This is a genomic window from Mycolicibacterium iranicum (genome assembly GCF_014190915.1).
GTDB lineage: Bacteria > Actinomycetota > Actinomycetes > Mycobacteriales > Mycobacteriaceae > Mycobacterium > Mycobacterium iranicum_B.
On record NZ_JACHVU010000006.1, the window covers coordinates 103,987 to 120,742 of the forward strand.

Here is a 16,756-nt window from a genome sequence, read left to right on the forward strand (position 1 = left end):
GCCCCCGATCCGAGATCACAGGCAGATTCGGGACTAACGCGGGCCGGCGGGCCGTTGGGAACGGATTGAGCCGCATCGAGGCGGCACGTACCGGAAGCGTTGCCGGAATCAGGCGAGCGCCCCGTGCAGACAACGCGTAGAACAAGAGGATCTGATGAGCACTGTTACCGCTTATGCGGCCACGTCGGCCACCGAACCGCTGACGAAGACCACCATCACCCGCCGCGAGGTCGGACCGCACGACGTCGCTTTCGACATCCACTTCGCCGGCATCTGCCACTCCGACATCCACACGGTCCGTGAGGAGTGGGGTGGTGTGCAGTACCCGATCGTGCCGGGGCACGAGATCGCGGGCATCGTCACCGAGGTCGGCTCCGAGGTGACGAAGTTCGCCGTCGGCGACCGCGTCGGCGTCGGCTGTTTCGTCGACTCGTGCCGCGAGTGCGAGGCCTGCCGGGCCGGTGAGGAGCAGTACTGCACCGGCGGCGGAATGGTCGGCACCTACAACGGCGTGGGACGCGACGGCGAGCCCACCCAGGGTGGATACAGCGGCGCGATCGTCGTCGACGAGAACTACGTCCTCTCCATCCCCGAGTCCATCTCGCTCGACGAGGCGGCACCTCTGCTGTGCGCGGGCATCACCACGTACTCGCCGCTGCACCACTGGAACGCGGGCCCGGGTAAGAAGGTCGCGGTCATCGGGCTCGGTGGTCTGGGCCATCTCGCGGTGAAGATCGCCGTGGCGATGGGCGCCGAGGTGACGGTGCTGAGCCAGTCGCTGAAGAAGATGGAGGACGGCCTGCGACTCGGTGCCACCGAGTACCGCGCCACGAGCGACCGCGAGACGTTCAAAGAGCTGCGCGGCCGCTTCGACCTCATCCTGAACACCGTGTCGGCCAACCTGAATCTGGACGACTACCTCAAGCTCCTCAAGCTCGACGGCACGCTCGTCGAACTGGGCATGCCCGAACACCCCATGGAGGTTCCGGCGGGTTCGCTGATCTTCGGCCGGCGCAGCATCGCCGGTTCGCTGATCGGCGGTATCGCCGAGACCCAGGAGATGCTGAATTTCTGCGCCGAACACGGCGTCGCACCCGAGATCGAGGTCATCGCACCCGATTACATCAACGAGGCCTACGAGCGGGTGCTGGCCAGCGACGTCCGCTACCGATTCGTCATCGACACGCAGTCATTGCGCTGACAATGACCGACCTGCACGGCCCGCACCCGGAAAGGGTGCGGGCCGAATGCATTTCCGGCCCCGGGGGCGGGCTCTGACACAGCTCGCGGCGATGGGCCGGCCGGCGCCTTCCCCGACCTGGTGTTAACAGTGCATTACCCGAGTTGTCGAGTGGTCTATACAGTGCAACGCTTCCTCGGTCTGCAGTGCCGCAGGCTCCTCACACTGCATTCCGAAGCGGGAGAACCGTTATGGCCACAGAATCCGCAGCCGTCGAGCCGGCGCCCGCGGGCTTGAAAAAGGGTGCGATCGGCATGGTCGCCGTCATCTTCATGGCTGTCGCCAATGCGGCGCCGATCACCGCGATGACGGGCAACGTGCCGATCGCGGTGGGCTTCGGCAACGGCCTCGGCGCACCGGCGGGATTCCTGTTCGCGACGATCGCGCTGACCCTGTTCGCGCTCGGTTATGTCGCGATGGCCAAACACATCACGACCACGGGCGCCTTCTACGGGTTCATCTCCCACGGCCTCGGCCAGGTCTGGGGAATGGCCAGTGGATTCCTCGCGACCTTCGCCTACGTCGTCTTCGAGGGTTCACTCATCGGCGGGTGCGCCTACTTCGCCAACGACGCGGTAAACACCATTGTCGGAGTTGATGTTCCGTGGCTGGCGTTCGCCATCGGCGCGATCGTGGTCATCGGCGCGCTGTGCCACTTCCACATCAGCCTCACCGCGGCGATCCTCGGCGTCACCCTGGTCTCGGAGGTCCTGATCCTGCTCGCCCTGGCGCTCACGGTGATCGCCGGGGGCGGCGGTCCCGACGGCTTCATGCTGGACAAGACGGTGCTGCTGCACAACGCGTTCACGAGCCTGCCCGAAGGCGCCTTCGGCACCGCGGCCGCCGCCGGCTCGATGGCGATCGGCTTGTTCTTCGCGTTCTGGTCCTGGGTGGGATTCGAGACCACGGCCGTCTACGGCGAGGAATCGCGCAACCCCAAGAAGATCATCCCCCGGGCGACCCTCATCGCGGTCATCGGCCTCGGCCTGTTCTACACGTTCATCTCGGCGATGGTGTTGGCGGGCAACGGCGCCAAGACGTCGGTGGATGCATCCATCAGCGCGTCCCCGCTCGACCTGTTCTTCAACCTGGTGGAGTCCAATCTCGGCGGTGTCCTGCTCGACGTGTACAAGATTCTCCTCGTCATCGGGTCGTTCGCCTGCGCGCTGGCGTTCCACAACGCCGCGTCGCGATACCTGTTCGCCCTGGGTCGCGAGATTCCCTCGGCGAAGGTGAAATCCACGCTCGGCGCCGCGCACCCCCGACACGGTTCGCCCTATATCGCCTCTGCGGTGCAGAGCGTCATCACGCTGGCCATCGTCGTCGCGTTCTTCGCCTTCACCGCGGTTCAGGTGCCCGGCGCCGACGGCGTGCCGGTGGACACCCCGGCGCTGGTGCCGTACACGAACATCTACGGCATCCTGGCGCTGATCGGCACCGCGGCGATCCTGCTCGTCCAGGCGATCTGCTCCGTCGCGGTCATCTGGTACTTCTGGGTGCGAAAGACGCACCGCGGCAATATCGTGACCACGCTGATCTGCCCGCTGCTGGGTGCGGTGGCGATGGCATACGTGGTGTGGCTGCTCTGGGACAACCGCGCGTTCGCAGCTGGATACGCCGCCGACTCCCTGGTGTTCAAGAACGCGCCGTTCTTCATCGCGGCAGTGTTCCTGATCGGGCTCGGATACGCGCTGTGGCTGCGGCACACCAGGCCGCAGGTCTACGCCGAAATCGGACGCACGGTGATGGAGGACAGCCACGAGCGCGGCTGACGGTCCCTGCGACTGCCGCGAGTGCACGGTTCCTGACGCCATTTTCCGCCGCCGTCGGGAACCGCGCACTCGGCGTCTCAGCGGCGGGCGGCCTGCGACAGTGCGCGCACCACGCTGTTCTTCATCAGCATCACCTTGAATCCGTTCTGGCTCAACGGTGCTGCACCGTGCACCAGCGCCTCGGCCGCGTCGGCGAACACCGCACGGTCGGGAACGCGGCCCACCAGGGCCGCCTCCGCGGCGGGGACCCGCCACGGGGTGGCCGCCACACCGCCGACCGCCACCGCGGCCGCGGCGATGACGCCGTCGCGAACGTGCAGGCAGGCCGCAACGGAGACCAGGGCGAAGGCGTAGCTGTGCCGGTCGCGCACCTTGAGGTACCAGCTGTGCCGGCCGTACGGGGTCGCGGGCAGCTCGATCCTGGTGATCAGCTCCCCGGCCTCGACGGTGGTGTCCCGTTCCGGATGTGCGCCGGGCAGAAGGTAGAACTCGCGCAGGGGGATCGCCCGTTGTCCGGCGCCACCCTCGACATGGACCACGGCATCGAGGGCGGCGAGCGCCACGGCCATGTCGGACGGGTGCACGGCGACGCAGGGCAGGCTGGTCCCGAACACGGCGTGTTCGCGGCTGAAGCCCTCACGGGCTGCGCAGCCGGATCCCGGGGCCCGCTTGTTGCATCGACCTGCGGCGGGGTCCATGAAGTACGGACAGCGGGTGCGCTGCATGAGGTTCCCGCCCACCGTCGCCATGTTGCGGATCTGTGTGGTCGCACCCGACAGGATCGCCTGGGACAGCACGGGATACCGGGTGCGCACCAGGGGGTGGTTCGCGGCCGCGGTGTTGGTGACGCCCGAGCCGATCAGGATGCCGCCGTCGGCGGTCTCTTCCACCCGGCCGAGGCCGAGTCGGCCGACATCGACGAGGGCGTCCGGAGACTCGACGCCGGATTTCATCAGGTCGAGCAGGTTCGTTCCACCCGCGTAGAAACGTGCCCCCGCCGAGGCGTGTTCGATGGCGTCGCCGACCGTGGTCGCCCGGTGGTAGTCGAAGGTCTTCATGACGCCTCGTGCACCGCGGTGATGGCTGCGACGATGTTGGCGTAGGCGCCGCACCGGCAGATATTGCCCGCCATGCGCTCGCGGATCTCGTTGTCCGACAACGCGTCCTGCCCGGCATGGCGGACCGTGTCGTCGTCGAAGGATGCCGCCGACAGGTCGCCGCGTGCGTGCTCGGTCAGCAGGGCCCGCGCCGAGCACAGCTGCCCGGGTGTGCAGTAGCCGCACTGGAACGCGTCCTTGTCGACGAACGCCCGCTGCAGCGGATCCAGCTCGTCGCCGTCGGCGAGGCCCTCGACGGTGTGCACCTCGGCGCCGTCGACCGAGACGGCCAACGTCAGGCAGCTCAGCACGCGTTCGCCGTCGACATGCACGGTGCAGGCACCGCACAGTCCGTGGTCGCATCCCTTCTTGGTGCCGGTCAGGCCCCAGCGCTCGCGCAACACATCGAGCAGGGTCGAGCGGACGTCCGCGGGGGTCTCGCGGTCGATACCGTTGACGGTCAGGCAAATCCGGTGGGCGGGTGCGGTCACGGCTGTTCCTCCAGGAGGGCTTCGAGGGTGATCGGCAGCTCTCGCAGCCGTTTTCCGGTCGCGTGGTGAACGGCGTTGGCGATGGCGGCGGGCACCCCGCAGGTGCCGATCTCGCCGATGCCGCGGACGCCGATCGGGTCGAGGGCGGCGTCGGCCCCCTCCACGAACGTGATGTCGAACGCGGGCCGGTCGGCGTGTGTGGGCACGTAGTACTCGCCGAGCGGCTGACCGGTGCGCGGGTCGTGGGGCACCTGCTCCATCAGCGCCATCCCGACGCCGAAAGTGATGCCGCCCATCACCTGGTTGGCGGCCAGCTTCGGGTTGAGCACGCGGCCGCAGTCCATGACCGCCACCCAGCGGGTGACGCTCGCGCGTCCGATCTCCTCGTCGACTTCGACTTCGCAGAAGTGCGCGCCGAACGACTGGGACACCGGTCCACTGTCGGGCGCTCCGCCACTGGCGACGGTGAACGTCAGTTCAGCGGCCAACTCCGGTGACACCCGGGTCCCCAGCGGCGCCCGGCCCCCGAGGCGGCGGGTCCATTCCTTCGCGGCTTCAAACACCGCCGACCCCACCGTCGCGGTGGTCTGCGAAGCACCGCTGTAAGGCGCGGCGGCGAATCGTGAGTCACCGGAGAGAAAGCTCACCCGCGACATCGGCAGGCCCGTCGTGTCGGCCGCGAGTTGTGTCATGACCGTGCGCACCCCGGTGCCGATCTCGTGGGTGGCGGCGCTGAATCGGACGTGCCCGTCGACCCCTGTCTCGACCCGGCACCCGGCAGCCATGCGGCGGCCGGGGTAGGTGGCCGTCGCCATCCCCCACCCGATCCGAATCCCGTTGCGCTGCAGGCTCCGAGGGGCCACCGGTCGCCCGCCCCAACCGAAGCGCTGTGCGCCCACGGCGTAGCACTCGGCCAGATGGGACGCCGACCAGGGCCGCCCGTTGGTCTGGTCACCCTCGGCCATGTTCTCCGTGCGCAGCGACAGCGGATCCCGCCCGAGCGCGCAGGCGAGCTCGTCCATGGCCACCTCGAGGGCGAACAGGCCGGGCGCCTCCCCCGGCCCACGCATGAAACACGGTGTCGGGGCGTTGATCCGGGCCACCGTGTGGGTCACCGCCATCCGCGGCGACCGGTAGAGGACACGGGCGGACAGACCCGCCGGTTCGCAGAAATGGGCCACGGTCGACGTCTCGGTCAGGGTGTGCTGCTCGGTGCTGGCGAGGTGGCCCGTGGAGTCGGCGATCAGCGCGACGCGCTGCTCGGTGCGGGGCCGGTGCCCGGTCGAGGTGTACATCTGCCGGCGGGTGAGCACCAGCTTGACGGGGTGCCCCACCGCGCGGGCCGCGACCGCGCACAGCACCACATGCATCCAGAGGAAGCTCTTGGCGCCGAACGCTCCACCCACCAGAGGCGAGACGATCCTGACGTGGTCCTCGGGAAGGCCGAGATACGCGGCGAGAGCGCGTCGTTCACCCGTGATCCAGCGCGTGCTGTCGTGCACCGTGAGGTGGTCACCGTCCCACTGCGCGATCGTCGCCGACAGCTCGATCGGATAGTGGGTGTTGACCGTGGTCCGGTACGTCGCCTCCACCTTGGTGCCGGGCGGCTCGGCGCGGGGTCCGCGGTGGTCCTGCAGCTTCTCGTCGTCCAGCTTCACGAAGTGGTCCGGTCGGTAGGCCCCGTGCCGGACGACCGCGTCGGGGGGCTCGTCGCCCTGCGGCTGGGCGAGGACCTCCGCGGCGCACAGTGCGGCGCGCTCCTCGCGATAGTCGAAGACCATCGAATCCGCGGCCTGCGCGGCGTTCTCGGGAGAGTCCGCCACCACCAGGGCCATGTGCTGACCGACATGCTGGACGGTGAGGTCCGACAGCGGCGGACGCCGCTCCATGGGCAGGTCCCAGGTCAGGTCCTTCGGAAGTGGGTGCAGCGGCGGGCAGTTCAGCGGCGTGAGCACATACTCCACACCGGGAGAGGAGGCCGCGGACGCGGCGGCTGTCGCCACGGATTGCGCCGTCACACGGCCGCGGGCGATGGGTGACTGCACCAGCGCGGCGTAGCGCACCGCCGGCGCCGGGGTGTCGGCGGTGTACAGCGCGCGCCCCGTCACTTTGTCGAGGCCTTCGACACGATCGACGGGACGCCCGACCCAGGTGCTCATGACGTCAAGCTTCGCCGTGATCGGGGGCGCCGTCGTCGATGCTGGCCGTAGTCCGCCGTTACCGCTAGCACCCAATCCGCGCCGTCACCGCTGCTGAGATGGGCCGTCGATGCGACAATGTGTCGCTATGTGCGCCCTGAGGGTGGTCGTCGCCGACGACGACGTGCTGTTGCGCGAAGGTCTGGCGAGCCTGTTGGAGCGCTCGGGCTTCGAGATCGCCGGCCAGGCCGGCGACGGCGAGGGCCTGCTGACCCTGGTGCGTGAGCAGCAGCCCGACCTGGCACTGGTCGACATCCGCATGCCGCCGTCGCACACCAGCGAGGGTCTCGATGCCGCGCGGGTGATCCGCACCGAGTTCCCGGGTGTGGGCATCGTGGTGCTGTCGGCCCACGTCGACGTCGACCACGCGATGGAACTGCTGGCCGGCGGTCACGCCATCGGCTACCTGTTGAAGACGCGCGTGACCGACGTCTCCGACTTCGTCGACACGCTGCAGCGGATCGCCAAGGGCGCCTCGGTCGTGGACCCCGCGCTGGTGGCCGAGCTGGTCTCGGCACGTAAGCGCGACGATCCACTCGCCGCACTGAGCACCCGCGAGCACGAGGTGCTGACGCTGATGGCGGAGGGCCTGTCGAATGCAGGCATCGGCCGGCGGTTGTGGGTCACCGAAGGCACGGTGGAAAAGCACGTGCGCAGCATCCTGACCAAACTCAACCTGCCGGAGACGGGTGACGACCACCGCCGCGTCCGCGCGGTGATCATGTATCTCGAAACCCGCTAGGGCCGTTCCTCCAACAGCTGCCTCACCGCGCCCGGCGACAACGCCAGCTTCGGCACGAAGCCCAGGGCGGGGCTCGCGGCGATGAGGTCGGCGAAGTCCTGCTCGTCATGGGTGGAGGTGAGGATCACCGGCACACCGCGCAGCAGCTCGGCCACGTCGAACCCGCTCTCGGTGCCGAGGTCGACATCGACCAGGGCGACGTCGGGGTGCAGCTCTTCGGCTCGCCGCATCGCCTCGGTGCCGTCGCACGCCGTGCCGACCACCTCGATGCCGCCACGTTCGAGCATGGCGCGGGCGGCGTCGCGGAAGTCGGCACTGTCATCGACGATCAAGCAGCGCGGACCATTCATGACTCGAGCTTGTCAGGCGTCGCTGCCGTTGGCATTCCTGTTACCGGTAATCCTGGGGTCTACCATCGGCCGGTGACCTGGCAATCTGTGCCTGCCCGTTTCCTGGAGCAGGTGGTGCGCTCCCCTGCGCGGCCCCTGAGCCTCGGCATCGTCGTCGCGGTCGGTTTCCTGGTCGCCGAGGTGATGGCGGTCTTCGCACTGAAGCGGATCGCCCCCGAGAACGCGTTCGGTGCGCTGCTGCTGCTCGGCGTGCTGGTGGTGTCGGCGGGCTGGGGTTTCGGCCTCTCCATCGCCACGTCCCTGGCCAGTGCAGCGGTGTATGCGTATCTGCATCTGGAGGGCCGCGACAGTCTGGCTCCGGCCCTCGCGATTTTCCTGACCCTGGCGTTCCTCACCAACGCCCTTGTGGGGCAAGCACGGTTGCGCGCCGCCGAGGCCGAACAGCGGCGCCGGGAGGCCGACCTGTCGGCCGACCTGGCGCGCGTGATGTTGCGCGCCCCCGCGGTCGGCCCGGCGCTCGACGATGCCGGGCGCCGATTCGCCGACGTGCTCGGGTTGCCGTACGCCGAGCTGACCGTCGGCGAGAAGGACGCCCGGGGCGATCAGCTGGCCATCCCGCTGCGCGACGGGTCCGAAGAGACCGGAATGCTGTTCATCCCCCGCGATCTGCCCGTCGCGTCGGTGCGGCGAGTGCACCGCATGGTGCCTGCGCTGCAGGCGCTGCTGGCCGCTGCGTGCGACCGGGAGGAGATCACCGCCGAGCTGGAAGCCAGCCGCCGTGAACTGGAGCGCTTCTTCGTCGTCGCCACCGACCTGCTCTTCATCGGGACGGGCGAGAACGGTTCGGCCCGCCTCACCCGCGTCAATCCGGCCTTCGAACGGGCGCTGGGCTATTCGGCCGCCGAGCTGGTGGCCCGCCCCCTCCTCCAGTTCATCCATCCCGACGACCGTGACGTGACGACAGCGGCGCTGGCCGCGGTGCCGCGCACCGATGGCGCCGCCCAGTTCGAGAACCGGTGCCTGCGCCGCGACGGCGAGGTGCGCTGGTTGGAGTGGAATGTCGTGTACGACAACGGCGTTCTGCTCGGCGGCGCCCGCGACGTCACCGAGCGCCGCCAGGAGCAGGACCGCGTACGGGCGGCACGCGCCCAGCAGACCGCGTTGCGCCGGGTCGCGACGCTGGTGGCGCGCGGTGCACCGCTGGCCGATGTCTACAGCGGCGCCGTCGCCGAATTGGCGCACAGCCTCGAGGTGGACCACGTGACGCTGCTGGCCTTCGAGGCCGACCAGTCGTGCGTCGTCCTCGCGGCGCTGAACAACGGTGACGTGCCGGCCTGGGACGTCGGGGAACGCTTCACTCTCGACGGGGACAGCGTCAGCGAGCGGGTGCGGCGCACGGGCGCAGCGGCGCGCATCGAGGACTATGACGCAGCTTCCGGCGAGATCGCGTCGCGGCTACGAGCGATCGGCGTCCATACGGGAGCCGGTGCGCCGCTGATCGTCGACGGCAGGACGCGCGGCGTGCTCGCGGTGGGGTCCCACGGCCGGCAGGGTCTGCCCGAGGTGGCCGAGGCCCACATCGGGGACTTCGCGGATCTGATCTCCACGGCCATCGCCAATGCCGAGACGCGTGCCGAGCTCACGGCCTCCCGGGCGCGCCTCGTGGCCGCGGCCGACGAGGCGCGGCGCGGATTCGAACGCGACCTCCACGACGGCGCCCAGCAGCGCATCGTGTCCTTGAGCCTGCAACTGCGCGCCGCCGAAGCGGCCACTGAGGACGAAGAGTTGCGCGCGCAGCTGGCGACGGTCGTCCACGGATTGGCCGGACTGCATTCCGATCTCCAGGAACTCTCCCGCGGTCTGCACCCAGCGGTGTTGTCGCGCGGCGGCCTGCGACCGGCGATGCGCAACCTCGCGCGGCGTTCCACGGTCCCGGTGGATCTGGAGGTCGAGGTGGAACGCCGCCTCCCCGAGCCGGTGGAGGTGGCGGCCTACTACGTGGTCGCCGAGGCGCTGACGAACGTGGCCAAACACGCCGGCGCCGACTCCGCGACGGTCCGGGTCGTCTTCGAGGACACCGCGACCGACACCACGAATGACCCCGGTCTGCTTCGGCTTTCGGTCACCGACGACGGATCCGGGGGCGCCTCCGCCGACGGCGGTTCGGGCCTGGTGGGTCTGCGCGACCGCGTCGAGGCGCTCTCCGGCGAGCTGACGGTGACCAGCCATCCGGGCGAGGGCACCAGCATCAGCGCCACGATCCCGGTGACCGGGTCACGCTGACGGCAACAACCCGTTGATCAGGAGGTCGATGACACCGTCGGAAACGTCGTTCACCGATGCGTCCGAATCGACCACGTTGTGCAGCATCGCCGTGACCATCACCGCCCCGAAGATGCTGATTGCGGCACTGTTTGGATCGGCCACGCTACGCAGGGAGCCGTCCTGCGCGCCAGCGACGAGCAGCTTGGCGATCGGCTCGTAGAACACCTGCTTCACAGCCGTCGCCAATTCCGGCAGACGGATCGCGCGGCCCAGGTCTCCGACGAGGGCCCGACTCGAGCCGGGCCGCAGCATCGTGTGACCGACCTGCACCGCGATGACGGCTGCCAGACGGTCACGACCCGACCCGGCTGTGTCGGCGGCCGTTGCGACTTCGCGCGCGAGGGCGCCCAGCGAATCCTTTAGCAAAAACGACAGAATCTCGTCCTTGCCTGAAAAGTAGTAGTAGAGCGTGGCTTTCGGAACCCCGGACGCTGTGGCGATGTCCTCGATCTTCGTCCTCCCCAGCCCACGGGCTGCTATCACATCGGTCGCTGCATAGAGTTTCTGCGCCACCGAGGCCGGCACCTGCCGGCCGCCCTGTTCAACCACCTCTGCAGTCTACGAGACCGTCTGTACCGTAATCTTGTACTGTTAGTACAAACCTTTGGTTCAAGTCGACGGACAGGCGCAGGATGACGAGGCAGAGAACGTCCGCGGACGTCGTGGTGGTCGGTTACGGCGCCGCCGGGGTCTGCGCGGCCCTGGAATCGCGGGCCCGCGGTGCAGACGTCCTGGCGGTCGACCGGTTCGACGGCGGCGGGACCACCCAGGTGTCCGGCGGCATCATCTACGCCGGCGGCGGGACGTGGGTTCAGCGCGCGGCGGGTATCGAGGACAGCAACGACGCGATGTACGCCTACCTTCAGGCTGAGATCGGCGATGCCGTGCGTCCGGAAACCTTGCGTCGCTTCGTCGATTCGAGTCCGGGGATGATCGACTGGCTCACCGGACACGGCGTCCCGTTCGAGGCGTCGGTATGCCCGTACAAGACGTCCTTTCCGAACAACAACTACTACCTTTATTTCTCAGGCAGCGAGAATTCGGGTCGGTTCCGCGCCGTCACCCCACCGACCCAGCGTGGCCACCGGGCGAAGGGGCCCGGTGCGTCCGGAAAGAAGATCTACGAGCCACTCGCCCGCAGCGCCGCACGTCTCGGGGTGAGAACCCAATTCCACACCAGGGCAGAGAAATTACTCGTCGACGAGCGCGGGAGGGTGACGGGTGTCCGAGTCAGCACCCTGGCCGATGCGCCGTCGCATGTCCGATCCCGCTATCGGCGATGTGCGGCACTGGCCATCAAACCCGGCATCTACTACCCGCCCCTTCGCGCCGCGATGGAGTCGCTCATGGCGCGGATAGAGCAGCGACACGCCCGCACCGTCGACATACGCGCCCGCAAGGGCGTCATCCTGAGCGCAGGCGGTTACATCGCCAACCGTCAACTCATCGGTGAGCACGCCCCGGCGTACCTGGACGGCCTGCAGCTGGGTACGTCCGGGGACGACGGCGCGGGGATGCAGTTGGCCGCCGAACTCGGTGCGGCGACAGCGCGACTCGACAACGTGTCGGCGTGGCGGTTCATCACGCCTCCTAGTGCGTTTCTCAGCGCGCTCATCGTGGACTCCGCGGGGCACCGCTTCATCGACGAGACGCGTTACGGCGCAGCGGTCGGCCATGCGATGGTTCAGGAGCACGAGGGCAGAGCATGGATCCTGGCCGACGACGAACTTCTTCGCACGGCGCGCAAGGACCTACCCCGCCAGGCGATCTGGTTTCAGCGTCTGCAAATGGAGGCGATGTTGCGGTTCGACCGGGTCGTCGCGGACACGGTGGAGCTCGTCGCGACCAAGGCAGGCATCGATCCCGGCGGCCTGCGGGGCACCATAGCAGCCCACAACGCCGCGGCGGCAGGCGGACAGCCCGACCCGATGGGCAAGCCCGCGGAATTCGTGCGGCCGGTTGGCGCCGGGCCTTTCTCGCTGATCTCCATCGCCGTGAAGCCGAGCCTGATCAATCCGTGCCCGATGTTCACCCTCGGAGGTCTCGTCGTCGACGAGACCTCCGGCGCCGTGCTGACAGCAGACCGTCAACCCATCGAAGGCTTGTATGCGGCCGGCCGGACGGCGATCGGCATTTGCGCTAACTCTTACGTCAGCGGACTGTCTCTGGCGGATTGCGTCTTTTCGGGACGACGTGCCGCCGAGCATGTCGTGGAGCAGAGTTCGACCCACCACACCGATCCCTAGAAGTCCCAGTCCTCGTCTTCGGTGTTGACGGCCTTACCGATGACGTAGCTCGACCCCGAGCCGGAGAAGAAGTCGTGGTTCTCGTCGGCGTTGGGGCTCAGCGCGGACAGGATCGCCGGGTTCACGTCCGTCTCGTCCCGCGGGAACAGCGCTTCGTAGCCGAGGTTCATCAGCGCCTTGTTGGCGTTGTAGCGCAGGAACTTCTTGACGTCTTCGGTGAGGCCGACCTCGTCGTACAGGTCCTGTGTGTACTCGACCTCGTTGTCGTACAACTCGAAGAGAAGCTCGTAGGTGTAGTCCTTGAGCTCCTGGCGCGTGGCCTCGCTCTCGAGCGCCAGACCGCGCTGGAACTTGTAGCCGATGTAGTAGCCGTGTACCGCCTCGTCGCGGATGATCAGCCGGATCATGTCGGCGGTGTTGGTGAGCTTGGCGCGGCTGGACCAGTACATCGGCAGGTAGAACCCAGAGTAGAAGAGGAAGCTCTCCAGCAGCGTCGAGGCCACCTTGCGCTTGAGCGGCTCGTCACCCTTGTAGTACTGCATGACGATCTCGGCCTTGCGCTGCAGGTTCGGGTTCTCCTCCGACCAGCGGAACGCATCGTCGATATCCGAGGTGGAGCACAGCGTCGAGAAGATGTTGGAGTAGCTGCGCGCGTGCACCGACTCCATGAACGCGATGTTGGTGTAGACCGCTTCCTCGTGGGGGGTCAGCGCGTCCGGGATCAGGCTCACCGCACCGACGGTGCCCTGGATCGTGTCGAGCAGTGTGAGGCCGGTGAACACCCGCATCGTCAGCTGCTTCTCGTGGGCGGTCAGCGTGTTCCAGGACGGGATGTCGTTCGACACCGGCACCTTCTCGGGGAGCCAGAAATTGCCGGTGAGGCGGTCCCACACCTCGGCGTCCTTGTCGTCCTGCAGGCGGTTCCAGTTGATGGCCGAGACACGGTCGATCAGTTTCATGCCATCGCTCACGAGTACCCCTCTTCACCTGCGGAAAGTTGTGATACCAGACCCAACCGGGCCGGTGGAATCGACACTACCCCTGGTGCCGCGCGCACGACCGCAACACGACATCTTGTGTTCGACGTGTCGCGCCGAGAGTGCATCCAGATCGATTTCCGGCGCCGTTTCGCGCGCTGGACGCACTGTCGCACCCGTGCTGAGCCGCTCCCGGCTCAGGCGACCTGTTCGCGGCGTTTGACGCCCTCGTGGAGTGGGAGGTCCGGGTCGATCCTGATGCCGAGCACCTCACAGGTGCCGTTGATGGAGCCCACCATGATCGTGGTCAGGTAGTCGACGAATTTCGTCGACGGCAGCCGGCGGGGGCTGTCGTGATCGGAGCCCAGCCACCAGTCGGTGGCCGACGCGGCGGCGCCGAAGGTGGCGAAGCCGGCCAGTTCGAACGCTGCGTAGTCGAGCTCCATGTCCTTGAGCTCGTTGTTGAACATGTCGGCCATGGCGAGGGTGATGTGGCGACCCTCGTTGAGGGCCCGCATCGCCGACTCGCTCTGTTCGGCGAACCTGCCCTGCATCAGGAAGCGCACCACGTTGGGATGCTCGTCGACCAGCCGGACGTACTGCTCGACGGCGCGCAGGACCACGGTCCGCGCGGGATCGGTCGAGACGTTGATCGAGGGGAAGATCGCAGCCCACAGCATGTCGCGCATCCGCTGCCCGATCGCCTGGAACAGGTCGGACTTATCGGTGAAGTGGCGGTAGATCTTGGGTTTGGCGGTGCCGGCTTCCTCGGCGATCTCGCGCAGCGACACCTCGGGCCCCAGCTTGTCGATCGCACGGAAGGCGGCGTCGACGATCTCGGCGCGCACCTTCTTGCGGTGTTCGCGCCAGCGTTCGCTGCGGGCGTCCACCTTGACGCCCGCTTCGTCGCCCTGGCGTGCCCTCGACCCTCGTCGCACCCGATCACTGTACCCGCTCAGGTGGCGCTGACCTGCTCAGACCGCGCCCCGCAGACGTATCTCACACGTCTGTGACGGCAAACTCCCTCGCCGCGATGACTACCGCCAGTTTGGGTACTATCGCTGCGACATCCGCTCGACGAGAGAGTTCTATGACGCAGCGATACGACGTGGTCATCGCAGGCGGTGGGCCATCAGGCGCCGCCGCCGCATGGCAGGCCGCGCAAACCGGCGCCAAGGTCGTGGTCTGCGACAAGGCCCAGTTCCCGCGCTCGAAGCCCTGCGGCGACGGTCTGACCGCGCGCGCGGTCAGCTACCTGCAGAAGATGGGGCTGGCCGACGAGGTCGCCACCTACCACCGGGTGAACCGGGTGACGGTCTTCAGCCCGAGCCGCTGGGAACTGTCGTTCCCGAAGCGTCCCGGTATGCCCGACCACGGTCACACCGTGAGCCGCGAGCACCTCGACACCGTCCTGCTCAAGCACGCCGAGGGCGCAGGCGCCGAGATCCGTCAGGGCGCGGAGGTCGCCGGGCCGGAGTTCGACGCCAACGGCCGGGTGATCGGCGTGGTCCTCAAGGGCGGCGAGAAGGTCTACGGCGACGCGGTGATCGCCGCCGACGGCGCCTACTCCCCCATCAAGCGGGCGCTCAAGATCGACTCGGAGTACAACGGCTACTCGGCGATCGCGATCCGCTCCGAGATGCCGGCGAACCGCGCGGACTCCGACTCCTTGGACATCTACCTCAAGCTGATGTTCGAAGGCGACCAGCTGCCCGGCTACGGCTGGGTGTTCCCGATGGGCAACGGCATCTTCAACATCGGGTTGGGCTACGTCAACAGCTACAAGAATTGGCAGTCGATCAACGCCACGCAGTTCCTCGGCGACTTCCTGCGCACGCTGCCGCGCGAGTGGGACCTGCCGCCCATCGAGGAGCTCAAGAAGAACAAGAGCGTCCGGGCATGGCGACTGCCGATGGGCTTCACGGCGTGGCCGCCATGGCGCCCCGGCGTCCTGTTCACCGGCGACTCGCTGGGCGCGGGCAAGCCGGCGTCGGGTGCGGGCATCTCCAAGGCCCTCGAATCCGGTTTGGCCGCAGGCGAATGCGCGGTCGCGGCGCTGACCAACGGCGGGCCCGACGACTTCACCAACTACGCGCAGCGGATGGAAGCGGCGTGGGGCCGGGAGTACAAGCGTGGCCGCTACATGCACAAGCTGATCGGGCAGCCGAAGCTGGCCGACGCCGGCGTGAAGTTGATCGACAAGGCCGCGTTCCGCGACCGCATGCTCAAGGCGCTGTACAAGAAGGCGCAGGGCCCGCAGCACAGCTTCTGACGCTCCGCCGAAGGTGCGGTGCCCCAGGCCACACACCGTGAGGAGCGTATGAACCTGCACGCTCGCGGCACGCAGCTCGGCCTCGCGGCCGCCGAACGCCTGGCAGCCCTCGGCTCGGTCACCATCGAGCCGGGGTTGTCCGACGACGACATCGCCGGTGTGGAAAGCGAATTCGGGTTCGAGTTCGCCGACGACCACCGCGCCTTCCTGGCAGCCGGTCTCCCCGTCGGCGGCCAATGGCCCGACTGGCGGGGTGAAGGCCGCCGCAGCCTGGCCAAACGTGTGCAGCTGCCCGTCGACGGCATCGTCTTCAGCGTGGAGTGGAAGCAGTTCTGGCATGACGGGTGGGGCAGGCGTCCCGCGAAGATGAAAGATGCGCTGCGCAGCGCGCGCTACCAGATGGAGCGGGTTCCGCACCTGATTCCGGTGTGCGGGCACCACTATCTGCCGTCCGGTCGCGGGTCGTTCGGTCACCCGGTGCTGTCGGTCGTCCAGGCCGAGGTGACCGTCCGTGCCGCCGACCTGGCCGAATTCGTCGACAGCACGGCCGGGGCCGCCGCGGCCGCGACTCCCACCGTGGAGTTCTGGTCGGACCTCGTGTCCTGATCTGTCGTCCCCTACCGGTAGACCTGGGGGCATGACCACGGGCCACCTGACGGCGTTCATCTGTTACCGCGACCCTGACGCCCTCGCGGGGTGGATCTGCGAGGTGCTCGGCTTCTCGATCGTGCGCGAATTCCGCGACGACGGGCGCCTGGCCCACGCCGAGCTGACGCGCGGGGATGCCGTCGTGTGCGTGCAGCGCGACGACCGCGGCTACGAGGTGCCGGCACCTCGGGGCGACTGCGTGGGGTCCGGTCTCTACGTCGTGGTCGACGAGGCCGACGTCCTCGACATCCACGGCCGGGCGGTGGCGCACGACGCGACCATCCTGGTCGCGCCGGAGACGACACCGTGGGGGAACTTCCGCCTCGAGCTTCTCGATCCCGAGGGACGGCAATGGTCGATCGGCACGTATCTGCCCGGCCAACCCGGTGACTGGTGAG

15 protein-coding genes are annotated in these 16,756 nt (G+C 68.1%); 8 read left to right on the forward strand and 7 right to left on the reverse strand.

Going from position 1 to position 16,756, the window contains the following annotated elements; all coding sequences use genetic code 11:
* The first annotated feature begins 154 nt into the window (after positions 1-154).
* Entirely contained in the window at positions 155-1,201 is a 1,047-nt protein-coding gene (locus FHR72_RS14975; RefSeq protein ID WP_183469345.1) for an NAD(P)-dependent alcohol dehydrogenase, read from the forward strand.
* Between the two features lie 230 nt (positions 1,202-1,431).
* Positions 1,432-3,012, forward strand: a complete 1,581-nt coding sequence (locus tag FHR72_RS14980; protein WP_183469347.1) for an APC family permease — start codon at positions 1,432-1,434, stop codon at positions 3,010-3,012.
* Positions 3,013-3,089: 77 nt separating this feature from the next.
* Here FHR72_RS14980 and FHR72_RS14985 read toward each other — a convergent pair whose 3' ends face one another.
* The 3 genes from FHR72_RS14985 to FHR72_RS14995 are packed head-to-tail and all read right to left on the reverse strand — an operon-like array spanning position 3,090 to position 6,759.
* Positions 3,090-4,070, reverse strand: coding sequence for an FAD binding domain-containing protein (locus FHR72_RS14985; protein WP_183469349.1), 981 nt, complete (start codon positions 4,068-4,070; stop codon positions 3,090-3,092).
* Complete coding sequence (locus FHR72_RS14990; protein WP_183469351.1) at positions 4,067-4,600, reverse strand: (2Fe-2S)-binding protein; 534 nt, start codon at positions 4,598-4,600, stop codon at positions 4,067-4,069. Before FHR72_RS14990 ends, FHR72_RS14985 begins: the two co-directional genes overlap by 4 nt.
* Positions 4,597-6,759 carry a xanthine dehydrogenase family protein molybdopterin-binding subunit gene (locus FHR72_RS14995; RefSeq protein ID WP_183469353.1) on the reverse strand — a complete coding sequence of 721 codons (2,163 nt, stop codon included), beginning with the start codon at positions 6,757-6,759 and terminating at the stop codon, positions 4,597-4,599. Before FHR72_RS14995 ends, FHR72_RS14990 begins: the two co-directional genes overlap by 4 nt.
* 127 nt (positions 6,760-6,886) lie before the next feature.
* On the opposite strand from FHR72_RS14995, the gene FHR72_RS15000 reads away from it, so the two are divergent.
* Positions 6,887-7,540, forward strand: a complete 654-nt coding sequence (locus tag FHR72_RS15000) for a response regulator (RefSeq protein ID WP_183469355.1) — start codon at positions 6,887-6,889, stop codon at positions 7,538-7,540.
* On the opposite strand, the gene FHR72_RS15005 is transcribed toward FHR72_RS15000, so the two are convergent.
* The gene (locus FHR72_RS15005) at positions 7,537-7,890 is read right to left on the reverse strand and encodes a response regulator (RefSeq protein WP_183469357.1); all 354 of its coding nucleotides are present in this window, start codon (positions 7,888-7,890) and stop codon (positions 7,537-7,539) included. The two genes, FHR72_RS15000 and FHR72_RS15005, sit on opposite strands and share 4 nt — an antisense overlap.
* Before the next feature lie 72 nt (positions 7,891-7,962).
* On the opposite strand from FHR72_RS15005, the gene FHR72_RS15010 reads away from it, so the two are divergent.
* A complete protein-coding gene (locus FHR72_RS15010; protein ID WP_311736147.1) occupies positions 7,963-10,173 on the forward strand; it encodes a PAS domain-containing protein in 2,211 nt (736 codons plus the stop codon).
* Here the strand turns inward: FHR72_RS15010 and FHR72_RS15015 are convergent.
* Positions 10,165-10,764, reverse strand: coding sequence for a TetR/AcrR family transcriptional regulator (locus tag FHR72_RS15015; RefSeq protein WP_311736148.1), 600 nt, complete (start codon positions 10,762-10,764; stop codon positions 10,165-10,167). The genes FHR72_RS15010 and FHR72_RS15015 overlap by 9 nt on opposite strands.
* An 83-nt stretch (positions 10,765-10,847) precedes the next feature.
* On the opposite strand from FHR72_RS15015, the gene FHR72_RS15020 reads away from it, so the two are divergent.
* Positions 10,848-12,461, forward strand: coding sequence for an FAD-binding protein (locus tag FHR72_RS15020; RefSeq protein WP_183469359.1), 1,614 nt, complete (start codon positions 10,848-10,850; stop codon positions 12,459-12,461).
* Here the strand turns inward: FHR72_RS15020 and nrdF are convergent.
* Together nrdF and FHR72_RS15030 are read right to left on the reverse strand one after the other, a co-directional pair.
* A complete protein-coding gene (nrdF, locus tag FHR72_RS15025) occupies positions 12,458-13,420 on the reverse strand; it encodes a class 1b ribonucleoside-diphosphate reductase subunit beta (protein WP_221193632.1) in 963 nt (320 codons plus the stop codon). The genes FHR72_RS15020 and nrdF overlap by 4 nt on opposite strands.
* A gap of 215 nt (positions 13,421-13,635) precedes the next feature.
* Positions 13,636-14,376 (reverse strand): TetR/AcrR family transcriptional regulator, encoded by a 741-nt coding sequence (locus FHR72_RS15030; protein ID WP_183469363.1) that lies wholly within the window; start codon positions 14,374-14,376, stop codon positions 13,636-13,638.
* Between the two features lie 152 nt (positions 14,377-14,528).
* On the opposite strand from FHR72_RS15030, the gene FHR72_RS15035 reads away from it, so the two are divergent.
* From FHR72_RS15035 to FHR72_RS15045, 3 genes are read left to right on the forward strand one after another with little or no spacing between them, the layout of a single operon-like run.
* Complete coding sequence (locus FHR72_RS15035; RefSeq protein ID WP_183469365.1) at positions 14,529-15,710, forward strand: NAD(P)/FAD-dependent oxidoreductase; 1,182 nt, start codon at positions 14,529-14,531, stop codon at positions 15,708-15,710.
* 48 nt (positions 15,711-15,758) lie between these two features.
* On the forward strand, positions 15,759-16,316 hold the full coding sequence (locus FHR72_RS15040) for an SMI1/KNR4 family protein (protein WP_183469367.1): 558 nt from the start codon (positions 15,759-15,761) through the stop codon (positions 16,314-16,316).
* 31 nt (positions 16,317-16,347) lie between these two features.
* On the forward strand, positions 16,348-16,755 hold the full coding sequence (locus tag FHR72_RS15045; RefSeq protein WP_183469369.1) for a VOC family protein: 408 nt from the start codon (positions 16,348-16,350) through the stop codon (positions 16,753-16,755).
* Position 16,756 lies beyond the last annotated feature (1 nt).

Excerpts from the sequence above, each read along its gene's own strand:
- FHR72_RS14975 (WP_183469345.1), top strand. The coding sequence starts at position 155 with ATGAGCACTGTTACCGCTTATGCGGCCACGTCGGCCACCGAACCGCTG.
- FHR72_RS14980 (WP_183469347.1), top strand. The coding sequence starts at position 1,432 with ATGGCCACAGAATCCGCAGCCGTCGAGCCGGCGCCCGCGGGCTTGAAA.
- FHR72_RS14985 (WP_183469349.1), bottom strand. The coding sequence starts at position 4,070 with ATGAAGACCTTCGACTACCACCGGGCGACCACGGTCGGCGACGCCATC.
- FHR72_RS14995 (WP_183469353.1), bottom strand. The coding sequence starts at position 6,759 with ATGAGCACCTGGGTCGGGCGTCCCGTCGATCGTGTCGAAGGCCTCGAC.
- FHR72_RS15000 (WP_183469355.1), top strand. The coding sequence starts at position 6,887 with ATGTGCGCCCTGAGGGTGGTCGTCGCCGACGACGACGTGCTGTTGCGC.
- FHR72_RS15005 (WP_183469357.1), bottom strand. The coding sequence starts at position 7,890 with ATGAATGGTCCGCGCTGCTTGATCGTCGATGACAGTGCCGACTTCCGC.
- FHR72_RS15020 (WP_183469359.1), top strand. The coding sequence starts at position 10,848 with ATGACGAGGCAGAGAACGTCCGCGGACGTCGTGGTGGTCGGTTACGGC.
- nrdF (WP_221193632.1), bottom strand. The coding sequence starts at position 13,420 with ATGAAACTGATCGACCGTGTCTCGGCCATCAACTGGAACCGCCTGCAG.
- FHR72_RS15035 (WP_183469365.1), top strand. The coding sequence starts at position 14,529 with ATGACGCAGCGATACGACGTGGTCATCGCAGGCGGTGGGCCATCAGGC.
- FHR72_RS15040 (WP_183469367.1), top strand. The coding sequence starts at position 15,759 with ATGAACCTGCACGCTCGCGGCACGCAGCTCGGCCTCGCGGCCGCCGAA.
- FHR72_RS15045 (WP_183469369.1), top strand. The coding sequence starts at position 16,348 with ATGACCACGGGCCACCTGACGGCGTTCATCTGTTACCGCGACCCTGAC.